This is a genomic window from Aquirufa beregesia (assembly GCF_011090385.1).
Taxonomy (GTDB): domain Bacteria; phylum Bacteroidota; class Bacteroidia; order Cytophagales; family Spirosomataceae; genus Aquirufa; species Aquirufa beregesia.
On sequence record NZ_SEWW01000001.1, the window covers coordinates 245,323 to 266,182 of the forward strand.

Annotated in this window: 20 protein-coding genes; 12 read left to right on the top strand and 8 right to left on the bottom strand. The window is 36.4% G+C overall.

Annotated elements, in window-relative coordinates:
- Positions 1-38: 38 nt before the first annotated feature.
- Together EWU23_RS01020 and EWU23_RS01025 are read left to right on the top strand one after the other, a co-directional pair.
- Complete coding sequence (locus EWU23_RS01020) at positions 39-536, top strand: YdcF family protein (RefSeq protein WP_166227925.1); 498 nt, start codon at positions 39-41, stop codon at positions 534-536.
- A gap of 11 nt (positions 537-547) precedes the next feature.
- The gene (locus tag EWU23_RS01025; RefSeq protein WP_166227927.1) at positions 548-2,692 is read left to right on the top strand and encodes a S9 family peptidase; all 2,145 of its coding nucleotides are present in this window, start codon (positions 548-550) and stop codon (positions 2,690-2,692) included.
- Positions 2,693-2,767: 75 nt separating this feature from the next.
- Here EWU23_RS01025 and EWU23_RS01030 read toward each other — a convergent pair whose 3' ends face one another.
- Positions 2,768-3,838 (bottom strand): M42 family metallopeptidase, encoded by a 1,071-nt coding sequence (locus EWU23_RS01030; protein WP_166227929.1) that lies wholly within the window; start codon positions 3,836-3,838, stop codon positions 2,768-2,770.
- Between the two features lie 176 nt (positions 3,839-4,014).
- On the opposite strand from EWU23_RS01030, the gene pfkA reads away from it, so the two are divergent.
- Entirely contained in the window at positions 4,015-4,989 is a 975-nt protein-coding gene (pfkA, locus tag EWU23_RS01035; protein ID WP_166227931.1) for a 6-phosphofructokinase, read from the top strand.
- On the opposite strand, the gene EWU23_RS01040 is transcribed toward pfkA, so the two are convergent.
- The gene (locus EWU23_RS01040) at positions 4,986-5,762 is read right to left on the bottom strand and encodes a YdcF family protein (protein WP_166227933.1); all 777 of its coding nucleotides are present in this window, start codon (positions 5,760-5,762) and stop codon (positions 4,986-4,988) included. The two genes, pfkA and EWU23_RS01040, sit on opposite strands and share 4 nt — an antisense overlap.
- 41 nt (positions 5,763-5,803) lie before the next feature.
- On the opposite strand from EWU23_RS01040, the gene EWU23_RS01045 reads away from it, so the two are divergent.
- Positions 5,804-7,255: a TlpA family protein disulfide reductase gene (locus EWU23_RS01045; protein WP_166227935.1), complete on the top strand. Its 1,452-nt coding sequence runs from the start codon at positions 5,804-5,806 to the stop codon at positions 7,253-7,255.
- Here the strand turns inward: EWU23_RS01045 and EWU23_RS01050 are convergent.
- Together EWU23_RS01050 and EWU23_RS01055 are read right to left on the bottom strand one after the other, a co-directional pair.
- Positions 7,248-8,132 carry a DUF58 domain-containing protein gene (locus tag EWU23_RS01050; RefSeq protein ID WP_166227937.1) on the bottom strand — a complete coding sequence of 295 codons (885 nt, stop codon included), beginning with the start codon at positions 8,130-8,132 and terminating at the stop codon, positions 7,248-7,250. The genes EWU23_RS01045 and EWU23_RS01050 overlap by 8 nt on opposite strands.
- Entirely contained in the window at positions 8,098-8,697 is a 600-nt protein-coding gene (locus EWU23_RS01055; protein ID WP_166227939.1) for a septal ring lytic transglycosylase RlpA family protein, read from the bottom strand. The genes EWU23_RS01050 and EWU23_RS01055 overlap by 35 nt, the downstream gene beginning before the upstream one ends.
- A gap of 176 nt (positions 8,698-8,873) precedes the next feature.
- Here EWU23_RS01055 and EWU23_RS01060 point away from each other — a divergent pair, with 176 nt between their 5' ends.
- Positions 8,874-9,191, top strand: coding sequence for a DUF3276 family protein (locus EWU23_RS01060; RefSeq protein ID WP_166227941.1), 318 nt, complete (start codon positions 8,874-8,876; stop codon positions 9,189-9,191).
- Between the two features lie 91 nt (positions 9,192-9,282).
- A complete protein-coding gene (gene ychF / locus EWU23_RS01065) occupies positions 9,283-10,386 on the top strand; it encodes a redox-regulated ATPase YchF (protein ID WP_166227943.1) in 1,104 nt (367 codons plus the stop codon).
- Here ychF and EWU23_RS01070 read toward each other — a convergent pair whose 3' ends face one another.
- The 3 genes from EWU23_RS01070 to EWU23_RS01080 are packed head-to-tail and all read right to left on the bottom strand — an operon-like array spanning position 10,387 to position 15,120.
- The gene (locus EWU23_RS01070; RefSeq protein WP_166227945.1) at positions 10,387-11,622 is read right to left on the bottom strand and encodes a type IX secretion system plug protein; all 1,236 of its coding nucleotides are present in this window, start codon (positions 11,620-11,622) and stop codon (positions 10,387-10,389) included. It abuts the gene before it with no gap.
- A 4-nt stretch (positions 11,623-11,626) separates the two neighbouring features.
- Positions 11,627-13,507 carry an ABC-F family ATP-binding cassette domain-containing protein gene (locus EWU23_RS01075; RefSeq protein WP_166227947.1) on the bottom strand — a complete coding sequence of 627 codons (1,881 nt, stop codon included), beginning with the start codon at positions 13,505-13,507 and terminating at the stop codon, positions 11,627-11,629.
- 23 nt (positions 13,508-13,530) lie between these two features.
- Positions 13,531-15,120 carry an FMN-binding glutamate synthase family protein gene (locus EWU23_RS01080; RefSeq protein WP_166227949.1) on the bottom strand — a complete coding sequence of 530 codons (1,590 nt, stop codon included), beginning with the start codon at positions 15,118-15,120 and terminating at the stop codon, positions 13,531-13,533.
- A gap of 111 nt (positions 15,121-15,231) precedes the next feature.
- Between EWU23_RS01080 and EWU23_RS01085 the strand changes: the two genes are divergently transcribed.
- From EWU23_RS01085 to EWU23_RS01105, 5 genes are read left to right on the top strand one after another with little or no spacing between them, the layout of a single operon-like run.
- Positions 15,232-16,311, top strand: coding sequence for an Ldh family oxidoreductase (locus EWU23_RS01085; RefSeq protein ID WP_166227951.1), 1,080 nt, complete (start codon positions 15,232-15,234; stop codon positions 16,309-16,311).
- A 1-nt stretch (position 16,312) separates the two neighbouring features.
- Positions 16,313-17,347 (top strand): endolytic transglycosylase MltG, encoded by a 1,035-nt coding sequence (gene mltG / locus EWU23_RS01090; RefSeq protein WP_166227953.1) that lies wholly within the window; start codon positions 16,313-16,315, stop codon positions 17,345-17,347.
- A gap of 1 nt (position 17,348) precedes the next feature.
- Positions 17,349-17,753 (top strand): acyl-CoA thioesterase, encoded by a 405-nt coding sequence (locus tag EWU23_RS01095; protein WP_166227955.1) that lies wholly within the window; start codon positions 17,349-17,351, stop codon positions 17,751-17,753.
- Between the two features lies 1 nt (position 17,754).
- Entirely contained in the window at positions 17,755-18,705 is a 951-nt protein-coding gene (locus tag EWU23_RS01100) for a YihY/virulence factor BrkB family protein (protein WP_166227957.1), read from the top strand.
- The gene (locus EWU23_RS01105; protein WP_166227960.1) at positions 18,686-19,312 is read left to right on the top strand and encodes an L-threonylcarbamoyladenylate synthase; all 627 of its coding nucleotides are present in this window, start codon (positions 18,686-18,688) and stop codon (positions 19,310-19,312) included. The genes EWU23_RS01100 and EWU23_RS01105 overlap by 20 nt, the downstream gene beginning before the upstream one ends.
- Here the strand turns inward: EWU23_RS01105 and EWU23_RS01110 are convergent.
- Positions 19,309-20,181 (bottom strand): lysophospholipid acyltransferase family protein, encoded by an 873-nt coding sequence (locus EWU23_RS01110; RefSeq protein ID WP_166227962.1) that lies wholly within the window; start codon positions 20,179-20,181, stop codon positions 19,309-19,311. The genes EWU23_RS01105 and EWU23_RS01110 overlap by 4 nt on opposite strands.
- 63 nt (positions 20,182-20,244) lie before the next feature.
- Between EWU23_RS01110 and EWU23_RS01115 the strand changes: the two genes are divergently transcribed.
- Positions 20,245-20,856 carry a WbqC family protein gene (locus EWU23_RS01115; protein ID WP_166228995.1) on the top strand — a complete coding sequence of 204 codons (612 nt, stop codon included), beginning with the start codon at positions 20,245-20,247 and terminating at the stop codon, positions 20,854-20,856.
- The last annotated feature ends 4 nt before the right edge of the window (positions 20,857-20,860 follow it).

Sequence of the window (20,860 nt, forward strand, 5' to 3'; positions counted from 1 at the left end):
TGATAAATTTAGGTCCCAATAATTTGGGACCTTTTTTTATGGACTTTCAAGAAGTAATGGTGGTATTAGGTTCTCCCAATTCATCCGATGGTCAATTAGGGCCTATCGCTTTGGATCGTGTCAATCATTGTTGGGAACAGTTTCAAAAACAAGCCAGACCCATTCTTTGTACAGGTGGATTTGGGGATCATTTTAATACCAGCCCTTGGTCTCATGCTGCTTTATTGAAACAAGACTTAATTCACAAAGGAATTCCTGAACATGTGTTTTTGCCGCTTGCTTTATCCTCCAATACTGTGGATGATGCAGTAAAAAGTAAAGTAGTACTAGAGAATTTTCCTGTTAAATCGCTAGTCATCATCACATCTTCGTATCATTTAGCGCGAGTGCAATTAATTTTTGATGTTATTCTATTGAAATTTTCTAAACTTTATATGGGCATAGAACATTTCACTGAAATACCCGAATTAGTTCAATTGAAGGCACATGAAGCGAAAGCTATTCATGAAATAAAATCGAAGGGATTATATTATTAAATCAACACACTATGAAAAAACTATTGACGCTCATTATTGTCTTTTTGACCTGTTTTACAGCTAATGCCCAAAGTAAGAAAATTGAATTAACAGATTTACTAAAGATTAAAACGGTTTCTCAGCCACAATTGTCACCGGATGGCAAAAAGTACATTTATTTGCTTAAATCCATTGTGGAAGACCCTGATAAAAAAGGAGAATTTGCCTACCAAAATCATTTGTATTTGGGAGATTGGATCAGCAAGGAATCCAGAGCCTTGACGTCTGGCAAAATGTCGGTGTCATCCGCCTCATGGAGTCCAGATGGGCAGTTTATTAGTTTTGTCAGACTTTCTGGCGACAAACCTCAGCTTTTTATTTTACCCTTAACAGGAGGGGAAGCATATCCAATTACATCTTTACCTTACGGAGTGGGTGCACCGGAATGGTCTAAGGACGGTTCCAATATTTATTTTAGTTCGGAATTAGTTGTTAAGGAATTCCTGATAGATACCCTGTATAATAAACAAGCTTGGGTTCCATCATGGACTCATGAAAAAGTTGCTTATGACTGGTCAAGCTTTCAAAAGAAATCCATCAAAGCAAATCCGGATGGGAATATAGAAGAAATTCGCGCTTATTTATTCCAAAATGAAAAGGATAAAAAAGCGAAAGTTATCAATCAACTTGACTTCCAAGAGGAGAGCGCCACTACAGGTGAACTATCTGTCAAAGCATTTTTCAAAACCTCTGTTTCAGGAAATGCTAAGCCAGAATTAGTAGCTAATCCTTTTCGAAGGATTGATGAAATGAAAGAGCTGAACATGGGTAAAACCTTTGTAGTATGTATGCCTGCAGACACATTAAAACATCCTGATAAGGTATTAGATAATATCATAGCTATTTATGATGTTGCTACGAAATCTTTTCAAACCTTAGTAGAAAAGCCAGGTTATCGCTATTCCAATATTTCGGTTTCCCCGAATGGTAAGTATGTAGCTTATTTTGAGCTAAAAGTAGGTGGAATTCCTAGTCCAGTAGCCAAAATTATAGCATTAAGCCCTGGAGTGTATTTTCAAAAAATTATTCCTTTGGATAGAATCATCACCCAATGGTCCTGGTCTAAAGATGAATCTACCTTATATTTTAGTGCACAAGACCATGGTGGTGTATCACTTTTTGGGTATGATATAGCCAAGGGTAAATTGAATAACTTAAGCTCAACGGAAGAAGGAGTGCTGGGTTTTGACCAGTTAGATGGACAATTCATCTATGCAAAAACAAAAAATTCAAATCCTTCGGAATTATATTTTTCTTCTAAATCGAATCCAAATGATGTAGCATTAACTCAATTTAACTCGATTTGGTTGAAGGATAAGGTTATCAGCTTAGCCAGCAAAAAGACATTTAAAAATAAGAAAGGTTTGATTGTGGATTATTGGGTTATGAAACCAATTGATTTTCAATCGAATAAGAAATATCCTTTGTTGTTGGAAATTCATGGTGGCCCTACTGCCATGTGGGGAACTGGAGAAGCCAGCATGTGGCATGAGTTTCAATATTTTGCTGCGAAAGGATATGGAATTGTGTATTCCAATCCTAGAGGTAGTGGTGGGTATGGTACAGAGTTTATGGCGGCTAATGTGAAAGATTGGGGTCAAGGTCCTATGTCTGATGTGATGCAAGCTTTGGATTTAGGGATTTCAGAAGGTTGGGCGGATACGACGAAATTAGCCGTTTCAGGAGGATCCTATGCGGGTTATTTAGTTGCTTATATGTTAGGACATACCAATCGTTTTAAAGTGGCTTGTTCTCAGCGTGGAGTATATGAGTTATCAACCTTTTTTGGGGAAGGAAATGCTTGGAGATTAGTTCCAAACTATTTTGGAGGATATCCTTGGGAAAAAGAAACAAGGCTTATTTTGGATAAAGAGTCACCTTTAACCTATGTTCAGAACATCAGAACGCCATTAATTATATTTCACGGCGAGCAGGACCTGAGAACAGGAGTGATTCAATCTGAAATGTTGTATAAAAGCTTAAAAGTGATGGGTAGGGATGTCGAATATGTGCGACACCCAGGAGCAACGCATGAAATTACTCGAGCAGGTAATAATCGTCAGCGTTTGGATCAAATGTTGAGGACCTATGAGTTTTTTGAGCGATACCTTAGATAGTTATAAGTTATTAGGTATTAGTTGTTAAATTATAAAAAGCCCAAAATCTAATCCCTAATAACTTATAACTAATAACTAACTAAAGTATCTAAAATCTTCATTTCCTTTTACCTTCAATAAACAAGCATAAATTAGGTCAATAACTGCTTCCATGTCGGATTTGGCAATCATCTCTACCGTAGTATGCATATACTTCAATGGTAAGGAAATCAAGGCAGAAGCTACCCCCTCTGTTGCATAGGCAAAGGAATCTGTATCTGTACCAGTGGATCTGGAGACCGCTTGTCTTTGGAAATCGATCTTGTTTTCATTGGCAATATCAATAATGAAGTCTCTCACATTATTTTGAACGGCAGGGCCATAACAAATAACAGGCCCTTTTCCACAAGCCATATCACCTTGAGTTTTCTTATTGTACATGGGAGATTGAGTATCATGAGTGACGTCTGTTATGATGGCTAAATCGGGTTTTAGGCGCTTCACAATCATTTCTGCTCCTCGTAATCCAATTTCCTCTTGAACAGCATTCACCACATACAAAGTAAAAGGCAATTCAATTTTATTGTCTTTTAATCGCTTAGCCACTTGAGCAATCATATATCCTCCAATACGATTATCGAGTGCACGGCCAACCAAATATTTTTCATTCAATTCCATGAGTCCATCCTCAAAAGTAACGACAGTACCTACATGGATTCCCATTTCTTCCACCTCTTTCTTATTGGATGCTCCACAATCAATGAATATATCACTCACCGTAGGGGCTTTATCTTTTGTTGTATCGCGTACGTGTATAGCAGGCCAACCAAAAATACCTTTGATAACCTTGTCTTTGGTGTGAATATTAGCGCGCATGGATGGTGCAATCAAGGCATCAGAGCCTCCATTTCTACGTAGAAACAAATAACCATTTTCATCGATGTAGTTGACAAACCATGAAATTTCATCGGCATGAGCCTCGATAACGACTGAATACGGTTTCCCTGGATTAATGACAGCTACGGCAGTTCCGTATATATCAATAATTTTTTCGTCTAAGTAAGGTTTTAAATAATCCAACCAAATTTTTTGGCCCGACATTTCGAAACCAGTAGGGGATGCATTATTTAAATATTCGTACAGAAAGTCATTCGATTTTTGAGACATAATTGACATATTTTTTGAATGTGCAATTTACTAAGGCTAATTTATATTTGAATTTTATCGAAAAAATAAATTTAAGAGTTTTGGAGAGCCATTTTAAAGCTTAAATTTGTAGTTAATAGTGAAAATTTATCCAGGTTAGGATTGTTTTTATCATTTTATTAGTAAAACAACATTTGATGAAGAAAATAGCAGTTTATACATCAGGAGGAGATGCCCCAGGAATGAATTCTTGTATTCGTGCCATTGTACGAGGTGCCGCTTATCATGGAGTAGAGGTTTATGGAATTGTGAGGGGGTATAATGGTATGATTAATGGAGACATTATTCCGTTGAATTCACAGTCGGTTAGTAATATTATTCAAAGAGGAGGAACCATCTTAAAATCAGCTCGTTCCAAAGAGTTTTTAACTACAGAAGGACGTAAGAAAGCATACAATCAATTGCAGGCTAAAGGAATAGAAGGTTTAGTAGCTATTGGAGGAAATGGTACATTTACAGGAGCCGAAATTTTTTATAATGAATTTAAAATTCCTTGTGTAGGTGCTCCAGGTACCATCGACAACGATTTATATGGAACAGATTATACCATTGGTTATGACACCGCTGTCAACACAGCTTTAGATGCCATCGATAAAATTAGAGATACTGCAGATTCGCACGATCGCGTGTTTTTTATCGAAGTAATGGGTCGTGATTCTGGTTATATTGCCATTCAATGTGCGATTGCGGGTGGTGCAGAAGCCGTTATGATTCCAGAAAACTTAACTCCGGTTAGCGAAGTGATGGAAACATTACAAAAAGGCTTTTCTAAAGCTAAATCTTCTTCTATCGTGATCGTAGCAGAAGGGGATGAAGAAGGAAATGCACAAAAAGTAGCTCAAAAGATTAAAGATCAAATGAAAATCGAGTTAGATATTCGTGTGACCACTTTAGGGCATATTCAACGAGGCGGAGTTCCTACAGCAGCAGACCGAATTTTAGCTAGTCGATTAGGTCTTGGTGCCTTAGAAGGGCTTTTGCGCGGGGAAAAGAACGTGATGGCTGGTGTTGTAAACAATCAATTGGTTTATACTCCATTCCATGATACCATCACCAAAAAGAAACCTGTATCGGAAGATTTGATTCGAATGGTGGAAATTTTATCTACCTAGACATAACCTTGAAGCTTGTAAGCTAGAATACCTACAAATTCTCTCGTTAATTGAAAAAAGACTTGTAAGCTTTGTTCGCTTGGTTTAAAATTAGAAAGGATGCCCGGAGGGGTGTCCTTTTTTAATATATCGGCTGAATAAGGTCTTACTTTAAAGCCCTGCTTTTCAAAACATAATACGGACCGTCTAATATGCATGGCAGAAGTAATGACTACAATAGTATCGTTTTTTATGTAGTTTCTTAACATTTGACTTGAATAGAAGGCATTTTCATAGGTATTTCTAGCCTTATTTTCCACAAATATATCTCGGGAAGGAACCCCCATCTTAATTAGAAGTTTGCGGACATTCATGGATTCATGGGTGTTATCAATGATTAAATTTGGTATGCTAGTTTCTCCTCCAGATATCAGTATTTTCTTTATTGCCCCTTGTTGATATAAATGAAAAGTCTGTAACATACGGTCAGATACTTGACCTAAGGATATCCTATCAGGATGTCTATCGGTTGATTGTATCATTCCGCCAGTTAAAACAACTCCCCAAGTATAAGACTTTCCCCTTGGAATATCGGGTGCATCCACCTCCCAACTCTGTAGAAATAAGTTACAAATGAACCCATTTGTTAGTACCAGAAGTAATAGTAATGATGTGTAAATGGCCACTTTAACTTGTTTTATATTTTTCAAACGTAATGCAATGACCAAAGGGATAATTATCCAAACTGTTGGTGAAAGTAAGATGTCTAATATTTTAGATAGTATGAAAAACATTGTAATTTTAGATTTGTTAGTCTGTAAATTTAATTAAATATATGAAAGTATTTTTTTTGGCATTCAGCATCATGCTAAGCGGATTTGGATCAATCGCCCAAGTAAAAAAGACAAACAACCCAGCTACTTCACAAGCAGGTTTCTTAATTAAAGGTAAGATTAATGGAATTAGTCATGTTGAGCTCTATTTAGCCCATTATTTTGGTTCTACGCAACAGGTGATCAAAGACACTGCCCGGGCAGATGGACAAGGGAATTTTGTTTTTCAAGGGAAAGAAGATTTACCTAAAGGTCTGTATTTAATTAGCTTTTCGAAAAACAAGTATCTCGATGTCATCATTGGTAACACTAATTTTTCCTTTGAGACTGATACTCTGGATCCCATCAATCACATGAAATTCCAAAATTCTTCAGAAAATGAAGCTTTCTTTAGTTTTCAAAAAGAAATGGGAAAACGGTATGTAGATTTGAGAAAATTGGAATTGGAAAGAAAAGATCCTTCACAAATAAGTAATATTCGGAATGAAATCACTCAATACCAACAGGCTTGGTTTGAAAAAAATAAACAACTTTTTGTGTCTAAATTAGTCAGAGCAACTTTTGAACCTGAAATCCCGCCTTTCAAGAAAAAGATTCTTAATGCTAAAGACAGTACAGCGTTTTATCAATATCAATTTAGTTATTACAAAAAACATTTCTTTGATAACGTTGACCTGAACGATGACCGCTTCATCCGTACACCATTTTTGCAAAAGAAATTAGAAAAATATTTTGAGGATTTAGTCGCCCAACAGCCTGATTCCATCATTAAAGATGCCGATATACTTCTAACGAAAATTAAGAATAGGGATGTTAGACGCTACGTCATTTATAAGATTTCAAGTACCTATGAGACCTCTAATATTGTTGGTACCGATGCTGCATTCGCCCATATGGGAGAGAAGTATTATGTAGGAGAACCCGCTTTATGGGATACCACTACTATCCGACAAATGAGAGATCGTATCAAAGTTTTAAAACCATTGTTAATCGGAAAACGAATTCCAGAGTTATTTTTAACGGATACTTCCGGTAAGCGTTTAACGACAGCATCCATTCCTGGAGAATATACCTTAGTCTATTTTTATGATCCAGATTGCAGCCACTGTAAAGAGGAAACACCTAAATTGATGGCTCAAGCTAATTATTTTAAATCTAAAAAAATATCGGTTTTAGCTACTTCTATTGCTAGAAATAAAGAACAATGGACCAGTTTTATCAAAGAATATAAAATGGAGTCTATTTATAATGGAATTGATATACATCCCAATGCCAAGACTGGCAAAGAGGAATATTATACGGATTTCTTACACACTTTCGATATTTATTCAACTCCGATTATTTATGTCTTAGATAAAAATAAAAGGATTATCGGGAAGAAAATACCAACCGATAAAATCCAAGATTTTATCACATTCTATGAAAACCGTCAAAAAGAGTTAGGTATTAAATAACTTGCCTAATGAGCTCAAAAAGGCTTGTGTTGACACAAAGTGAATGATATTGGAAACCTTTACTGAGTAAGGGATTAATTCTTTGCTCAATAAAAACACCTTGTTGTTTGACTTGTAATTGATTCCATTCTTCAATGGGTAGGGAAAGTACTTGATTCGTTTCAATGTCTTTGTATTGTAAAATACTTCCCAGTTTAGAATCTTGTTGCCTTTCACTTTCATCCCAAACATGAAGAATTTTAATACTATTTTTATTGGCTTTTATTTCTGAAAGACACTGTAAAAATAGAGTAAAATCGTGATCGTTAAATAGCAGGTCAGTTAAAATAAAGACAATTTTTCTTTGGCCAATGGCAGCAACTTTGCTGGATAATATAGTTGGAAGCTTGCTAATTTCCTCTAAAGATTCCCGTTGTAACAATCCCTCTAATTGGTGGTAAATGTCATATAAATGCCCTTTGGTATTAGATAAAGGACTTTCCCAAAGTAATTCATTGGAAATGCCTAAAACACCAAATTTGTCCCTTTGCTTTTGCAAAATTTTACATAAGACAGCAATGATTTGAATGGATTTATGGATTTTTTCTAGATTCTCTCGTGGAAAAAACATGGATGAGGATAAATCAACGAAGAAGTAAGCACTGATGTTTGATTCATCATGAAAGTGTTTAGTAAAAAGTTTATCCGTTCTTCCATATAACTTCCAATCCACTTGTTTTAAATTGTCACCCGTTTGGTAGGCCTTGTATTCTTTAAATTCGGAAGAATATCCATGAAAGGCACTACGATGTTTACCGTGATATAGTTCCTGGCTTATTTCTTCCGCTATAATGGACAAGGTGTTACTTGCCTGTTCTTCCGCTACTTTTCTTAGCATGGCTAATTCTCTTTTTACGTTTTTTATTCACAGTACCCTTCTTTTTACCTTTTATTAGGTAAGAACGGTGGCGAATATGTCTTTTTAGGCGGTACTTCTTTTTATACTTAAGTCGTGTTTTTTGGTAATATTTACTGCTAAATTTTGGACTTGTTTCCATTTCCAAATGCTGATAGGGGATGAGCATTTGTTCATTTTCAAATCCAATAATCTTTAAACGAACTTTTGTGAGACCAATTTTTCGAATATTAAGTTGTTTGGCACTTATTTCAGTTAAATCGATAATTCGACCAGATTTATAAGGACCACGGTCATTGATGCGGACAATGACCGATTTTTTGTTTTGTAAATTAGTAACTTCCACCAAGGTATTAAATGGATATACACGATGAGCGGCGGTAAATTCATTTCTATTCAACAGCTCTTGATTGGCTGTTTTATTCATGTAAAAACTGCGAGAATAATAGGATGCAATCCCATAACTTTCATCTCCCAGGTTTTGTGCCTGGACTTGGAAAATGAAGTGATAGATTAGGGTAAATAGTATGATCCTATACGAAGTCATGATGCAACTTATCAAATTACCCGCTTATTGTGCAATTTTTATACTTATAATTTAAGATTATCTAACTTTTGTACAAAAAATGTGCAATTTTTGACAGTAAATTTCCATTATATTTTTTGAGTGATTGAGAATAAATAGTAGATTTACGCATTGTAAAACTTAAATACTTATTTAAAGTGGAAGAAAGAGACAGAGAAGAATTGTTTTCAAAAAGAATTCGTGCGGGTAAAAGAACTTATTTTTTTGATGTTAAATCAACTCGTTCACAAGATTACTACATAACTATAACTGAAAGTCGCCGTCACCAAAAAGAAGATGGATTTGTGTATGAAAAGCACAAAATGTTCCTTTACAAGGAGGATTTTGATAAATTCATGGATGGACTGAAAGAAGCAGTGGATCATGTGAAGACAGAATTAATGCCAGATGTGGATTTTACACAATTCAATCGTGATGAAGATGAGTTTGGTGGTACAGATTTAAAGTGGGAATAAAAATTTACTGGATATTTACGAAAAAGCCGCTGTACAAACAGGGGCTTTTTTAATTTTTAAGCGTATTTTTGCGCTTCATTTTAAATAAGCTATGGGATTAACGTGTGGAATTGTTGGTTTACCCAATGTAGGTAAGTCAACTTTATTTAGTGCTATTTCTTCTAACAAAGCAGAAGCAGCTAATTACCCTTTTTGTACGATAGAACCCAACGTGGGAATTGTCACTGTACCGGATGAACGCTTGTTCATTTTGGAAGCGTTAGTTAAGCCTCAGCGGGTTTTACCTACCGTCATTGAATTTACGGATATCGCAGGTTTAGTTAAAGGGGCATCTCAAGGAGCAGGTTTAGGAAATAAATTTTTAGCCAATATTCGTGAAGTGGACGCGATCATTCATGTGGTGCGTTGTTTTGTGGATGAAAATATTGTTCACGTAGAAGGGCGTGTCAATCCTGTCAGTGATAAAGAAATCATTGATATGGAATTGCAACTAAAGGATTTAGAATCTGTAGATAAGAAGATTTCTAAAACAGAACGTGCAGCTAAGGCAGGTGATGCCAAGGCGAGACAAGAATTAGCGGCATTGCAGCAGTTTAAAGCCACTTTGGAAGCGGGTAAATCTGCACGTACCTTGGATATGGATCCTGAATTAAGAGCTGCCGCAATTGGGGATTTATATCTATTAACTGATAAGCCAGTTATTTATGTTGCCAATGTGGATGAATCAGCCTTAGCTCAAGGGGGTAATGAATATGTGGATCAATTAAGAACCAATGTGCAAGCTGAAAACGCTGAAGTGATTGTGGTTTGTGCTGCTATAGAAGCTCAGATTGCCGAAATTGAAGACTTAGACGAAAGAGCTATGTTTTTAGGTGAATATGGCTTAACCGAATCGGGCTTAAGCAAGTTGATTCGCAGTTCTTACTATTTGTTGAATTTGATCACTTATTTTACCGCTGGTGTACAAGAAGTCCGTGCTTGGACTATCCAAAAAGGCTGGAAGGCGCCTCAGGCAGCAGGTGTTATACATACTGACTTTGAGAAAGGCTTTATACGTGCTGAAGTCATTAAATTGTCAGATTATCAGACCTTAAAAACGGAATTGGCCTGTAAAGAAGCCGGAAAAATGAGTGTGGAAGGGAAAGAATACGTGGTACAAGATGGTGATATCATGCACTTTAGATTCAATGTCTAGTTAAGGATAAATTAATTTATTATATCCCAATAAAGAATCATGGCGATCGCCAGGTTTTCTAAAATAGACTAATACCTCATAGGTATTTTCAGTTTGTGAGTAATTTCCTTCTAACATGGTATTAGGTTTATTACTTACAAACTGATAATTATAAATCCCTTGTTTTAAACGGATTTTCTTGGTGTACATCTGCTTGGATGCATGGTATTCCATTAAATTATCTAAGCTTTTTTCATATTGGTTAAAAGCACCTACTACATAAATTTGTTCATCGGCCAATTCCTCCATTTTCAATTGGAAATTACACCAGATATAATCAGATGCTACGCTGGCGTTTCCATTTTCATAATGATCAATGACAAATGATCCATCAAAATCGGGCCTTTGGACATAAGAATAATTCCCTTGCGGAACTTCTACCATGGTACTTATTTCCGTAAATGCATCCGATTGTCGAATACTCTCTACAAAGGTCATTTTTTGCTGGGTGCTCGATAAATTGATTAATCGAAATTCATTTCCTCCTGGAATCACATTTTCATTATCATAAAAGGGAAAAGTGATTTTTCGCTCTTGTCCATTTATTTGAGCTCTTGGAATTTTACTCAACCAATTTTCTGTCTGATAATTTTTTCTCAGGATAATGTCTAACCCATCGTCCGAATTTAACATGAGTTGATTTGGATATAACAAAGTTAGATCGATTGCTTGATGGGTATTGCGAAGATGATTGGGTCTAGCAAAAGAGATTTTTGCTGCAACGGTTATGGCGTTTTCATAGACCGAAAATCGCTTGGTAAACACGGTATCTCGCTTATTTCTTTGGGCATACACCATGGCAATGAAATTACCACTGATTCTAACTTTAGGTAATTCAACTTGATAATGTAAGTAAGGGATTTTGGTGCCAAATGAGTTTTTGGGTGATCGAATAGGCACATCGTTAAAATCTTGTAAATACTCAATCTCAGATAGGGAAGAAGGCTTCCAATCTGCTTGGCAATGAATGATGCGAAGATGATAGGTTAAGTTCTTCATTGCCAAATCATCAAAGGATAATTGATGATTACCTTGAGTAGAAAGGTCAATTACTGGATTATCGGTGATGATGGTTTTTTCTTCAGATTGACTCAAAATAATGGTCTGAACTTCACTTTTGATTTTTTTATTTTTGATCTGTCCAAACGAGGAGAAGTATAAAATAAAAAATAAGCAGGTTAAACCATGAAATTTCATCGTATTAAGCGATTAAAGTTTCCCATTCATTCATCACCAAACTTAATTCTTGTGTTACTACTGTTAGTTTTTCTTCCCAAGTTTTCATTTCTTGAAATTGGTTATTTTGGGCCAATTCAGACATTTTAGTCTCAATTTCTTCCTTCTTATTTTCCAATTCCATGATTTTAGCCTCCAGCTTTTCAATTTGTTTGGCATGATTCACTACGGGATTGACTGGGGCAATCGTTTTTTCAATTTCTGGTTTAGGTTTCTCCGCTACCTTTTTATTTCCACTAGGTAATTCTGCTTTTCTAGTTTCTTGCCATGTTTCGTATTCTTCAAATGTGCCTGGATATTCTTTGATTTCGTAATCCTCCAAGTACCAAATTTTATTGGCAATTTGAGATACAAAGAATCGATCGTGAGAAACAACCACATAACTGCCTTCGTATTGCTGCAATGCTTGAATCAAAATATTCACTGACTGCATATCTAGGTGGTTGGTAGGCTCATCCAAAAGCAGGAAGTTAGCCTGAGAAATAAGGACTTTAGCTAAAGCTACACGTGATTTTTCACCTCCTGAAAGTACTTTGATCTTTTTGAATACTTCTTCGCCTGAAAACAAAAAGCATCCCAGGATACTTCTTAATTCCATTTCAGTTTTAGCCGTTCCTGTCGACTTTAATTCATCCAAAAGTGAATTTTCTACTTGTAAGCTTTCTAACTGATGCTGAGCAAAAAAGGATTCAATTACATTATGGCCTAGTCTTCTTTCTCCTTCAATTTTTTCAGTGCCAGAAATGACTCTCAATAAGGTTGATTTCCCCTTACCATTAGCACCAATTAAGGCAATTTTATCTCCTCGATTGATGGTTGCCGAGGTATTTTTTAAGATGATTTTTTCTCCATAAGCCTTGGAAATTTGTTCCAAGAAGAGGATGAATCGGCCTGGTTGTGTGCCAAAATTAAATTTGAAATTAACTTTTGCTTTTTCATCAATGACATCATCGATAATATCAATTTTGTCTAGTGCTTTCACACGCGATTGAACCTGTTTAGCTTTAGATGCTTTAGCTTTAAAGCGTTCTATAAATCGCTCTGTCTGGCGAATTTGGGCTTGCTGGTTTTCAAAAGCCCCTTTTTGTACTTCATTTCTTAAGGCTTTCTCTTCCATGTAGAAGGAAAAATTACCTGGATATAACGTGATTTTAGCATTGGAAACCTCCGCTATATGATCGATGGTTCTATCTAAGAAATAACGATCGTGAGAGACCACGACAATGGAGCCCTCATAATCGTGTATGTATTTTTCTACCCATTCAATGGACGGTAAGTCCAAGTGGTTGGTTGGTTCATCCAGTAATAGAAGGGCAGGTTTTTGTAAAAGTAATTTGGCCAGCATCACACGCATTCTCCATCCTCCAGAAAATAAGCGCAAGGGCCTGGATAAATCTTCGGTGCTAAATCCTAAACCTTCTAATATCTCTTCTGTTTTCGCTTGTATCGTGTAACCATCCAAACGCTCAAATTCCTCCTGTAAATAGGCTAACACATCAATGTCCTTATCTTCATAATTAGTTTCCATCTTATGCAAGACAGCATCAATTTTATGTTGAAGCTCTAGTTGCTTGTCAAAGGCCTGCATGGCTACTTCCAAGATACTATCATCTGTTTGATAGGATAATAAATCTTGATTGAGAAAACCGATGGTACATTCCCCTGATTTGGAAATATTTCCACCATCAGGCGAGTATTCACCTGAAATTAAGCGAAGTAAAGTGGATTTACCTGTACCATTGGCCCCAATGAGACCAATCTTGGTTTTAGGTTTGATGTGCAAATTGGCATTTTCATACAATGCCCTACTACCGAAATAGAAACTTAGATTGGATATGGATAACATAGTGCAAAGATAACCAAACCTTTCTAAACCTGAGGCGCAAATGTTAATCGTTTTCTTGCTCCTTCTCCACCTAAATGAGAACAAGCTAATAAATCATGGAAACTACCATATTTTATGGGGTCTTTATGGTAGCCTAGTGATTTAGAAAGTGCAATGGTACGGTTATTATCTCCCATGGAGAATTCAATATCATCCATGGTCAATTGACATGGATGTTCATAGCCACAGGCATGGGTAATTTCTCCAATTTCTTTGATTAAGGTATAATGGTACAAATAATAACGCTCACTCTTTAGGCTTACATCTATACCCGCTTGTAACCATTTATTGGACGTGGCTATTCCCGTAGGACAGTGATTGGTATGGCATTTTTGGGCCTGAATACATCCAATGGACATCATGGCTTCTCGGGCAATGTTGACGGAGTCAGCACCCATGGCAAAGGCCATTAGGGCTTTTTCAGGAAATCCCAGTTTCCCAGAGGCAATAAAAAAGATATGATGAGTCAATTCCTGTCTTTGAAATATTTGATACACTTTTGCAAAAGCAAAGGTAAATGGCATGGATACGTGGTCAGCAAAGGCATGTGGTGCAGCACCCGTTCCCCCTTCGCCACCATCTATGGTGATGAAATCTGGCCCTTTGCCCGTTTTTTTCATGTATTGAGCTAATTCCTCCCATTGTTCTAATTTTCCTATGGCTGATTTAATCCCAACAGGTAGTCCAGTAGCTTCTGCCATTCTTTCGATGAAATCAACCATTTCTGGAATATTGGAAAATTCAGAATGAAAAGCAGGGGAGAAGGCATCTTTTCCAATGGGTATATGCCGTATATCGGCAATTTCTTTATTAACCTTAGCCGCTGGGAGCATTCCACCTTTTCCTGGTTTAGCCCCTTGGGATAGTTTTAATTCAATAGCTCTTAATCTTGGATTTGCCTGAACTTTTTCAACCAATTTTTCCATAGAGAATTTACCGTCTAAATCCCGTACTCCAAAATAGGCTGTTCCAATATTCAATACGATATCGGCTCCCATTTGATGATAAGGCGACAAAGATCCTTCTCCCGTATTATGAAAGCATCCAGCTAAATAGGCACCTTTATTCAAGGATTCCACAGCCTTGGCAGATAAGGAACCGTAACTCATACCAGAAATATTCACTACAGAATATGGGCGGAATGGTCGCTTCCTTTCATGATAGGCTCCTATGACTTTGGCAGCAGGAATAACGCCAGGATTGGTTCTAAATGGATGGTCCTTGGGAGGATTATAACCCATCATGGCATTTTTTATAAAGATGTATCCAGGAGAATTAAAATCTTGATCACTTCCAAAGCCCTGTAAATTATTTTCATTCTTAGAGGATGCATAAATCCAAGATCGTTCTTGTCGGTTAAATGGAAGCTCTTCCCGGTTATTGGCCACAATGTACTGTCGAATTTCTGGACCAATCCGCTCAATCCAATATCGAATATGGCCTACTATGGGAAAATTGTGCGTAATCGTATGGCTTTTTTGGATAAATACATCTCGTATTACGACGGCTATTAAAATAAGCACTAGCCAAAACCAGAAGGACTGACTTAATTCAAGGAGATCATTAGTTTGCATAATTTGACGAAGTAAAATTCGATGAAACGAATATAGCAAAAGAACGTCGGCAAGCTGTTAAAAGTTTTATTCCCCCATAATATTTTTATCTTTGTACTTTGTTTTTAGACTATGCAAGCAGATTTCACCCGCTTACAAAATTTTGTGGCTTCAGTTTTCGAATCCATAGGAGTACCTGAAAATCAAGCACAGTTGGCCGCTGAAGTTTTGGTATCTGCGGATGCACGTGGAATTGATTCACATGGAGTAGCCCGACTAGCGGGATATGTACGTTTATTTGACCATGGAAGGCTTAATCCTAATCCGAATATAAAGATTATTCATGAATCTCCCTCTACTGCGGTGATTGATGGAGATAAAGGTCTTGGTTTGGTGGTAGCACCTTATGCCATGGAAATTGCTTGTGAAAAAGCAGAAAAAGCAGGTACAGGTTGGATAGCTGTTCGTAATTCGAATCACTTTGGTATTGCAGGTTACCATGCCATGAAAGCTTTAGAACACCAAATGATAGGCTGGGCTATGACTCATGCTGCTCCACTCGTAACTCCCACCTTTTCCAGAGAGAAATTATTGGGAACAAATCCTGTGGCCATGGCAATTCCTGCTTTAACTGAACCAGCCTTTGTGGCTGATTTTGCCTCTACTGCAGTGGCCTATGGTAAATTGGAGATCTTACAAAGAAAAGGATTGGATACACCAGATGGCTGGGTGCAAGATGCAGATGGAAACCCATCCAACGATGCATTTGCTATTAAAAACGGAGGTGCATTACTTCCTTTAGGCGGTGATAGAGAACATGGTTCACATAAAGGTTATGCATTAGGTGCTATGGTCGACATTTTATCGGGTGTCTTATCAGGTGCTAATTTTGGACCTTGGGTTCCACCTTTTGCTACAGCAGGTTTTATGTCGGCAGGTGAGACAGTAGGTATTGGGACAGGCCATTTTTTAGGTGCCATGCGCATAGATGCTTTTAGACCAGCCGATGAATTTAAACAAGACATGGATAAATGGATACAACGTTTTCGATCAGCACAAGCCGTTGAAGGAAAGCAAGTTATTATTCCAGGTGATCCAGAAAGAGAATTAGAAGTGGAACGTAAAGCTCATGGAATTCCACTGCTGGAACCTGTAGTGGCTGATTTACAATCCTTAGCCAATCGATTTAATGTACCTTTTATACTAGCCTGAGATGATTGACAACAAGAAATTCAAGATATTTATTTTAGTATTTTCGCTCTTGGCAGCCATGTTTTCCTATTATGTCTGGCAAGTATTCAAGACACCTAATTTTGATGTGAAGGCAGATAAGCCTTTTGCTTTATTAATACCCAAAGGAGCCAGCTTTCAAACGGTTTTGGATACGTTAGAAAAACATAAATTAGTTAGAGATCAATTAAGTTTTCGCTTTTTAGCCAAAGTATTATCTTATCCAGAAAGAGTAAAAGCAGGTCGCTATTTAATTTATTCAGAATCGGGCAATTTTGAAATCATACGAAAGCTGAGAAATGGTCGACAAGATGCCATTCGACTAGTCATTAATACCTTTCGTTTAAAAGAAGATTTGGCAGGGAAGTTGGCCCAACAATTGCCATTTGATTCGACGTTTATATTCAATCAATTGGATTCCAATGAATATGTAAGTCAATTTGGTTTCAATAAGGAAACAATTCCTTGTATGTTTATTCCCAATACCTATGAAATCCTTTGGACTTCATCTTTTGAGTTATTCATGTCAAAAATGAATAAAGAATATACTAAATTTTGGACCTCTGAAAGAAAAGATAAAGCTAAGAAATTGGCATTGACGCCTACAGAAGTAGGGATTTTAGCTTCTATCGTAGAAGGTGAAAGTAAAAAATCAGATGAACAGTCGAGAATAGCGGGAGTTTATTGGAATCGTTTAAAAACGGGTATGCCTTTGCAAGCTGATCCGACGATCGTTTTTGCTTGGAAAGATTTTACGATTAAACGTGTAACAGGAAAATATACGGCTATTAGTTCTCCGTATAATACGTATCGTTTAACTGGGCTTCCTCCAGGACCTATTTCCATTCCTTCACCACAAGTAATTGATAAGGTTTTAAGTCTGGAAAAGCATTCCTATCTGTATTTTTGTGCCAAAGAGGATTTTTCTGGATACCATTCTTTTGCTAGCACATATGAAGAGCATATGCAGAATGCTCGAAGGTACCAAAGTGCTTTAGACGCTTTAAAAATTAAGTAATATGTTTAGTCATGCAGTAACTTATCGAGTTTGTTATGCCGATACGGATCAAATGGGATATGTTTACTATGGTAACTATGCTCGATTGTATGAGATTGCTCGAGTTGAGACTTTACGCAGTTTAGGTGTTAGTTACAAGGATTTAGAAGATCAACAAATAGGTTTACCTGTTTATGAGAATTATTCAAAATTTTTAGCTCCAGCTTATTACGATGAGGTTTTAACCATAGAATGTACTTTATTGTCATTACCTCAGGTGCGAATTCAATTTTCCTATCGAATATTGAATAGTAAGCAGGAATTAATCCACGAAGGCAAGACAACACTGGTTTTCATGGACATGAAACGACAAAAAATGGTGAAGGCCCCAGATTATTTATTGGAGGTTTTAAAGCCATATTTTTAATATGAAAAAAAGTATACTTCGTGAATTTGAACTAATTTGGAAAGAACTGGAGGAGCACTATGTCTTAGCCCGAATTCTGAGTATACTTTATCAAAAGATATTTCAATTTGACATCGATGTTCGAGCTGCGGCTGTAGCCTATAATTTCACTTTAGCCTTTTTCCCGGCCATCATATTTCTTTTTTCCCTTTTGGCTTATCTACCTATTGATCATTTGGATGTCAAGATGATTGGCTTTTTAAAAGGGTCTATTCCTAAAAGTATGTTGAAGGATTTATCCGAATTGGTGGTGGAATTGGTAAGTAATAAAAGGGGAGGAGTGTTATCATTTGGTTTTATTTTAGCGCTTTATGCGTCCACTAGTGGAATTATGGCATTAATAAGGTCGTTTAACTTGACATATAAAACCAATGAAAATCGGGGGTATATCAAAGAAAGAGTCATAGCTGTTGCGCTGAATTTTTTGTTAACCTTTGTTTTAATTACCGCTTTTTTGGTATTCATTGTAGGTAATTTAATTGTTCATAGTTTGGCCAATAAAGGCTTAATTAATTATGACTTTACGTTTTATTTTATCAAAATACTGACCTATTTCGTTATTTTCTCTGTATTCTTTTTAACGATATCCATCATCTATTTTTATGCACCCGCTATCCATAAACGTTGGAAATTTTTCAACGCAGGGTCTATTACGGCTTCTATTTTAACGATATTTATTACCAATGTATTCTCCTATTATTTAGTGAATTTTGCTAGCTATAATAAGGTATATGGGTCAATAGGTTCTCTTATTGCTCTCATGGTTTGGTTATACTTTTTTGCGCTAATTTTATTGGTGGGTTTTGAAATCAATGCCAGTATTGACCAAGTGAAAATTGAGGATAATGAACAAGAACCCAATGATTTCTTTCATCCACCTTCTCGACTAAAAAATGGAAGCTCAATTGATTAAAATTTACGAGAAGAATAATTCAGCTGCTCTCATGGAGCAAGTGGTACAGGCATTGAATAAAAATGGAGTCATTATTTATCCCACAGATACCATGTATGCCTTGGGATGTTCTATACAATCTGCTCAAGCCATTGCTCGTATTTGTGAAATCAAGCAAATAAAACCCAATAAAAATCGCTTTTCATTCATCTGTGCTGATTTGAGTTCTATTGCCAACTTTGCCAAAGTGAGTGATTTTGCCTTTAAGATCTTAAAGCGCTATTTACCAGGACCATATACATTTGTACTGCCTGCAAGTTCCAAAGTTCCAGCGGTATTGGTTCAAGGTAAGAAAACGGTCGGAATTCGTATACCCAACTATTTGCCCATATTGGATATTGTCAAAGCTTTGGGACACCCCTTGCTAACTACGACATTACCTCAAGAGGGATTAGATATAGAAGATTATACCGATCCTAGTCTGATTTTTGATACCTATAAGAATAAGGTAGATTTAGTCTTAGATGGTGATTTTGGAGGTTTGCTTCCTTCCAGTGTGATTGATCTACTTGATGATGAAATTGAGATTATTCGCGAAGGTGCAGGTGATTGTTCCGATTTTCTTTAATTCCATTTGATGGAAATATGTTCAGGCTTTTTATGTTTCCATCGACGGTGAGACCATAAATACTGCTCAGGATATTTGACAATTGATTTTTCTAATCTTCTAGCAAAGCGCTCAATAATTTCACCATAAGGTAGGTTTTCATAGCTAGGTTCTGCTAATAATTCATAGGACATAGAATAATGTCCTCTTTTTTTGCGAATTAATTCGGCAAATACCACTGGATATTGATATTCCCGGGCAAATCGCTCCATGCCAGTAAAAAATGCTGTGTCCTGTTGTAGAAATGGTGTCCAATAAGCCGTTTCAGGTTTTTGTGGTGCTTGGTCGGCTGCTAAACAAATTACCCTGGGAATTAATTTTCTATCTCTGGTTAGTATGACCGACTCCCTTTTTTCCATTAATACGATATTCCCGAATCTTTGGCGAACCTGTTTACTAAATTCATTAAAGGCAGGATTATTTAATTTTTGATAAACAATATCATTAGTCAATTTGGTTAAAGCTAAGCGGTGGATAGCCCACTCCCAATTTCCTTGGTGGCCAGCTACCAAAATGACAGGAATTCCTTGATTGATGTAGTTTTGAACCAATTCGGGATTCTTTAATTCCACGCGTTCCAGTACTTGCTTTTCTGTTAAAGAAACTCCCTTAAAAAACTCCAATAATTGGTCAGTTAAATAACCATAGAATTGAAAGGCAATTTTTTTGATTTCTTTGTCTGATTTTTCAGGGAAAGAACGACTCAAGTTCCCGATAATAACCTTTTTGCGATATGAAATAATAGCATAAAAGATCCATTTTAATGTATCGGCTAATCTATAAAGTACAAATAAAGGTAGTTGACCTAGTAACCTAAAGAAAAACATCATTTGATTTCTGAACTTATTGGCTATATTCTATTAATTTTGCAAATATCCGATTAATTTTTGGGAATGCGAATTGAGATCCACTATTTACCTAGTATAGAATATATTACTTTACTTCTTTCCCAAGAGCAAGTTCAATTCGAAGTCCACGAACATTTTCCAAAGCAAACGTATCGAAATAGAGCACTGATTTTAGGTGCTAACGGGATTGAGACATTAACAGTTCCCATTCAACATGCTCATTCGGGTAAAACGCTCATGAAAGATATTCGAATCGATTATGCTCAAAATTGGGTTAGGATCCATCAAGGCGCTATACAGGCTGCTTATGGAAAAGCACCCTATTTTGAGTATTTTGAGCCATATATCCAGGCGATTTTTGCGAAAAAATTAAATTTTTTAGTAGATTTAAATATTGAATACATAGAGTTGTTTGGGCGAATTTTGGGGAGAAAGTGGAATTATTCTCTGTCAGAATCGTTTGAAATAGAAGATAAAGATGTATTTTGGAATTATATCCAAGCTAAGCAAGATTGGCGAGATAGAAACGTTTATACGGAATTAGCATATCCCCAATGTTTTGGAAATGTATTTCAACCAAACTTATCTGTGTTGGATTTGTTAATGAATCAAGGCAGGGATGCTAATTTGATTTTAAATCAATTGAACAAAAAATGAACAA